We start from the raw sequence: 5,072 nt of genomic DNA, 5'->3' as shown, positions 1-5,072 counted from the left end.
CCAACTCTTGCTCCCTTAGGTACCACTACGATACCGCCTTCGGATACGGTAAATCGTTCTCTATCGTGGTCCAGATTTTCACCGATAACGGTGCCGGGTGCAATTTCAACGTTTTTATCTATGATCGCGCGCCGGATAGAGCAGCCTTCACCAATCTTCACATCCCCCAGCAGCACGGATTCACTGATATGGCTGCAAGCGCCGATATTGCAGCGGAAACCGAGGATGGATCGCTGGATCTGGCTGCCCTGAATGAAGCAGCCAGCGGAGATGAGGGAGTTGGCAATCTTCACCTTGCACTCGTCGCTGTCGATGAAGGTGGCGGGTGGCAGCGCCGGATAGTGGGTGTGCAGGGGCCACTTGCGGTTATAGAGGGAGAAGAGGGGATTGTCGGCCACCAAATCCATGTGCGCTTGCCAGTAGGAGTCCAGAGTGCCCACATCCCGCCAATAGACGTTTGGTTTTTCACCGGGGATGACGTTGGTGCTGTAGTCGTAGACATAGACAGGGGCGCGCGGGTAGAGGCTCGGGATCACATCCTTGCCAAAGTCGTGGCTGGAGTTCTCCTCGGCGGCATCCCGCTTCAGCTCGCGGCAGAGCGCTTCGGTTTCGAAGATGTAGTTGCCCATGGAGACCAGCGCCTGGGTCGGATCGCCGGGGATGTGTTTGGGCTGCTTCGGCTTTTCCTGAAAACCGATCATCCGTCCTTCGGTATCCACTTCGATCACCCCGAATGAGCTCGCCTCTGCAATCGGCATGCGCAAAGCGGCCACTGTCATGGCGGCATTTTTCTGCTTGTGGAAAGTGACCATCTGGCTCACATCCATCTTGTAGATGTGGTCGGAGCCGAAGATGCAGACGTGATCCGGTTCGGCTCGCTCGATAAAGCCGAGGTTCTGGTAGATGGCATCGGCGGTGCCGTCATACCAGCGTTTGCCCATCCGCATCTGGGCCGGGATAGGGTCGATAAAGCGGTCGGTGATGCCGACAATGTTCCAACCCTTCTTCATGTGCAGATAGAGAGACTGGGATTTGAATTGGGTCAGTACATAGATGCGCAGAAAGTCGGCGTTGACGAAGTTGTTGAGGACAAAGTCGATTAGCCGGTAGCTGCCACCGAAGGGGACGGAAGGCTTGCTGCGGGTGGTGGTCAGAGGCTGCAGGCGAGTACCTTCGCCACCAGCCAGGATCATGGTCAAAATGCCTGCCATCGTATTTCTCTCCCTGAATGAACAATATGAAAAGGTTTTCAATGTTCGGTATAAAAACACCCCTAAAGGGGTGGTTTTTATAGTGCTCTTAGTACCTTATCAGATACCGGATGGCGCTCTCTAGCGGTTTTATTGTGCTGCTTACACTTATTTACACTTTGCTCAGATAGACCTTGAATTTGGCATCACTGCTGATCACTTCAGTCCGTTTGAAGTGTGTCTCCAGTATAGGCTGGTAGCGCAAGAAGGCGTTGGCAACAATGGTCAGCGAACCATTTGGCAGCAAAAATTCCGGCGCCTTGGCCAGGAACTGCTCGGTTGCCGCATAGAAGGTTTTGAGACCCGCATGGAATGGCGGGTTGGAGACGATGTGCTGGAAACGGGTGGAGACATCCGAATAGACATCGGAAGCGGTGACCTTGCCCTGCAGACCGTTGATCGCCAGGGTGCGGCGGCTCGATTCGAGCGCCAGCGCGCTGATATCCACCATGTTGACCTGCAGATCCGGATTGCGCTTGGCCAGCACGGACCCAATTACCCCGGCGCCGCAGCCGAAATCGAGCAATTCGCCCGTCATCGGTGGCACGGCAGCCAGCAGCATCTGGGTGCCGAGATCCAGCTCGGCGGCGCTGAAGACGCCGGGCAGCGCCAGCACGGTCAGCTCGGTATCACCCGCCTTGCACTGATAGCGGCCAAACCAGCTATCCAGATTGAAAGGTTCAACCGGTTGGCTCAGCTCACCGTGATAGAGAGAGCAGCGGCGCGCCGAATCGCGTTTGATCGGCTTTTCGCCATAGGGGGCCAGCAGCTTGTCGGCGCCATTGATGCCGCCGCGGTTTTCACCGGCCAGGAACAGGTCGGCACCCGCTTCCAGCAAGGGGGTCATCATGGCCAGCAGATATTGTGCCTCGGCCTTGGCCTTGGGCATCAGCAGCAACAGGGCATCGAAGCGGGGGGCGCCACCTAGCTGGTGGTCGAACAGGATAGCCTCGCCTAGGGCGGCCTGCTGGCTGCGGTAGTAGCAGTAATCGGTGGTAAAGACGGTCAGGGTCTGGGCCAGGCTCGCCAGCTGGCGGGGGTAGTCATCCTCCAGCGCACCGCAGACAAGTAGCCGCTTGCCGACAAAGAGGGCTTGGTTTCGTTCCAGCATCTGGCTGACGGCACTGATAGGGCTGCTCATCGGGTCTCTCCACGCAATTTTGGGCGGCCATTATACATAGCCCCTTTCGCCTTGACATTTATGCCGTGTTCCCGAAATATGCCCAGACACCATTTTTTGACCAGAGATGACGAAATGCGGTTCAACGGGTTGAAACGAAAGCACAAAAAAAGCCTGAAATTCGGGCCTGCCGACGTTCGCGCGTAACCTCTCATCCCTGAGAAGCTTCAAACCCCGGTTGCGCACATCGTACCGGGGTTTTTTATTGCCATATGCGCGTCATTTAGGAGAAGGAGATCCCATGTTTCAAGGTTCAATCGTTGCGTTGATTACCCCGTTTCGACAGGGAAAGCTGGATGAAGAGGCGCTGCTGCGTCTGGTGGAGTGGCATATCGAACAGGGCACTCACGGCATTGTGCCGGTGGGCACCACGGGGGAAAGCCCGACCCTGACCCATGACGAGCACTGCCGGGTGGTGGAGCTGGTGGTCAAGCAGGTCGCAGGTCGTATTCCGGTGATTGCCGGGGCCGGTTCCAACAATCCGGTCGAAGCCATCGAGTACACCCTCCATGCCGAGCGGGTCGGTGCAGATGCCACCCTGCATGTGGCCGGTTACTACAACCGCCCCAATCAGGAGGGGCTCTACCACCACTTCAAGGCGGTACACGACGCCACCGCCAAGCCGATCATCGTCTACAACATTCCGCCGCGCGCCATCGTCGACGTGCAACCGGTGACCCTGGCCCGTCTGGCCGAGCTGCCGCGCATTGCCGGGGTGAAAGATGCCACCGGCGATCTGGCCCGCCCCTGGACCGAGCGCCAGCTGATCAAAAAGCCCTTCGCCTGGCTCTCCGGTGAAGATGCCACGGCTGTGGCCTATAACATCGGCGGTGGTCAGGGCTGTATCTCGGTGACTGCCAACGTGGCCCCCAAGCTGGTAGCCGAGGTGCAGAACCTCACGCTGGCGGGCAAGTGGCAAGAAGCGCGTGAGCTGCAAGACAAGCTCATTCCGCTCCATCAGGCGATGTTTGCCGAGCCGAGCCCGGCCGGTGCCAAATATGCCGCTTCCCTGCTCGGTTTCTGCAGCGAGGAGTGTCGCCTGCCGGTGATGCCGCTGTCGGAGGCGACTCGCGAGCGCATTCGCAGCGCCATGCAGCAGCTCAACCTGCTGTAATGCAAAACGGGTGAGCCAAGGCTCACCCGTTTTGTTTTCGGCTTTTGTTTCTGGCCTTTGTATTTACGACATCGCCCTACTCAGGCTGCGTGATGCAGCCATGCAGCGATGGCCAGTTGCAACTCGACATACGTCGGATAGAGGAAGAGATCGGCCAGCTCGGCAGGCCACTCGTTTTGCTCGCCCGACTGGGCTTGCAGATGGGCTTGCAGGTTGGTCAATGCTGGCAGCCAAGGTGCGGATTGTGGCAGCGCGGCCGCACTGCGGGCGACCAGATCGATCCCCTGGCACAGGGCTGTGAGTGCCTGCTGTTGAACGCCTTTATCCTGCGGATGCTCCAGCCAGAGCTGCTCGTGATGCTGCCAGTGACGCAGCCCCTCGCTTACCCCCGTTATGCCATCCATACCTTCATGTTCGACCAGCGCCTGCAGGGCCAGCGGTTTGCCAAGACCAGCCAGTCGATAGCCGCGCTGGGCCTTGGATTGGGCGCCAAGGCGCAGCCCGCCGATCCTGGCGAGGCGTTGGGCCAGTGCAAATAGCGCCGCGGTAGCGCCTGATTTGAGCTCCAGTTCCAGCTCGTTGATGGTGGTGCTGCCCTGACTGCCGACGATCTCTCCCTGATCCCAGGCCAGCTCAATCTCGGCCCCCTCGAAGGCGATCAGCCAATGGCGGCGCAGGAAGTCGGTACGAAACTGAGCGACCAGCTGCTGCTGAATGTGGTCGCGCTCGGTCAGAGTCGGCCAAATCTCATCGGGAAAGGCCGAGAGGGTCGGCAGATCGCCGCTCACGGGAGCGTTGTACTCGGGTCTGGCATGCAGGCCGCCCACCACCTGGCCACGGCATTTGATGGTCTGCTCGGCGAAGTCATCGCAGCGGCGAATACGCAGCCCCATCTCCAGCTGGCGCAGAGCCAAGGTCGGCGTATCGAAATAGACGTTGCCGAGCTGCTGTTGTGATGATTCTTTAATCTCAAGAGAATTCAGCAGGTTGGATAACTCGGGTTGAATGTCGCTGGCGACAAAAAACTTTATCTCGATCTCAGTTTGCATAGTCATTCCGGGCTGGCAGGCAACTTTGGGGGGCAGGATTCGGGTCGCGGGGATATAATGCCCGCGAGACGACTAGATTAATTCGCGGTTTAATTGAGGGCGCAGTTCGGTTACCATGCGCGCCTCATAAAATCGTATCGAGTGTTTTTTCACCGACACAGGTTTGGCCATGCCAGTAAATACTATTTTGGGGCTTTTTGCCAAGTCCCCCATCAAGCCGCTGCAGAAGCATATCGTCAAGGTTCACCAGTGCTCCCAGCAGTTGGTTCCTTTCTTTGACGCCGTTGCCGAAGACCGTTGGGAAGATGCCGAGAAGATCCGGCAGCAGATCGCCCAGCTGGAAAAAGAGGCAGATACCCTCAAGCGTGAAATCCGTCTGAAACTGCCTCGCGGCCTGTTCCTGCCGGTTGCACGTACCGACCTGCTGGAGCTGTTGACCCAGCAAGACAAGATTGCCAACCGTGCCAAGGATATTTCCG

The 5,072-nt window shown here is 58.1% G+C and carries 5 protein-coding genes; 2 read left to right on the top strand and 3 right to left on the bottom strand.

Features of this window, described 5'->3' with window-relative positions:
• Positions 1–1,211: glucose-1-phosphate adenylyltransferase (glgC, locus tag AACS18_RS06590; protein WP_108612127.1), on the bottom strand; the 1,211-nt coding region annotated here is incomplete at its 3' end.
• Between the two features lie 151 nt (positions 1,212–1,362).
• A complete protein-coding gene (rsmC, locus tag AACS18_RS06585) occupies positions 1,363–2,391 on the bottom strand; it encodes a 16S rRNA (guanine(1207)-N(2))-methyltransferase RsmC (RefSeq protein WP_108612126.1) in 1,029 nt (342 codons plus the stop codon).
• A 280-nt stretch (positions 2,392–2,671) separates the two neighbouring features.
• On the opposite strand from rsmC, the gene dapA reads away from it, so the two are divergent.
• Entirely contained in the window at positions 2,672–3,544 is an 873-nt protein-coding gene (gene dapA / locus AACS18_RS06580; protein ID WP_108612125.1) for a 4-hydroxy-tetrahydrodipicolinate synthase, read from the top strand.
• Positions 3,545–3,624: 80 nt separating this feature from the next.
• Here dapA and AACS18_RS06575 read toward each other — a convergent pair whose 3' ends face one another.
• Entirely contained in the window at positions 3,625–4,593 is a 969-nt protein-coding gene (locus AACS18_RS06575; RefSeq protein ID WP_108612124.1) for a CYTH domain-containing protein, read from the bottom strand.
• 169 nt (positions 4,594–4,762) lie between these two features.
• Between AACS18_RS06575 and AACS18_RS06570 the strand changes: the two genes are divergently transcribed.
• The coding region (locus AACS18_RS06570) for a TIGR00153 family protein (protein ID WP_108612128.1) at positions 4,763–5,072 on the top strand (310 nt) is incomplete at its 3' end.

Origin of the sequence: Aeromonas sp. HMWF015 (assembly GCF_963878965.1) — a bacterium.
GTDB lineage: Bacteria > Pseudomonadota > Gammaproteobacteria > Enterobacterales > Aeromonadaceae > Aeromonas > Aeromonas veronii.
Note: the sequence above shows the minus strand (reverse complement) of the source record. Positions and strands in the feature narration are given on the sequence as shown.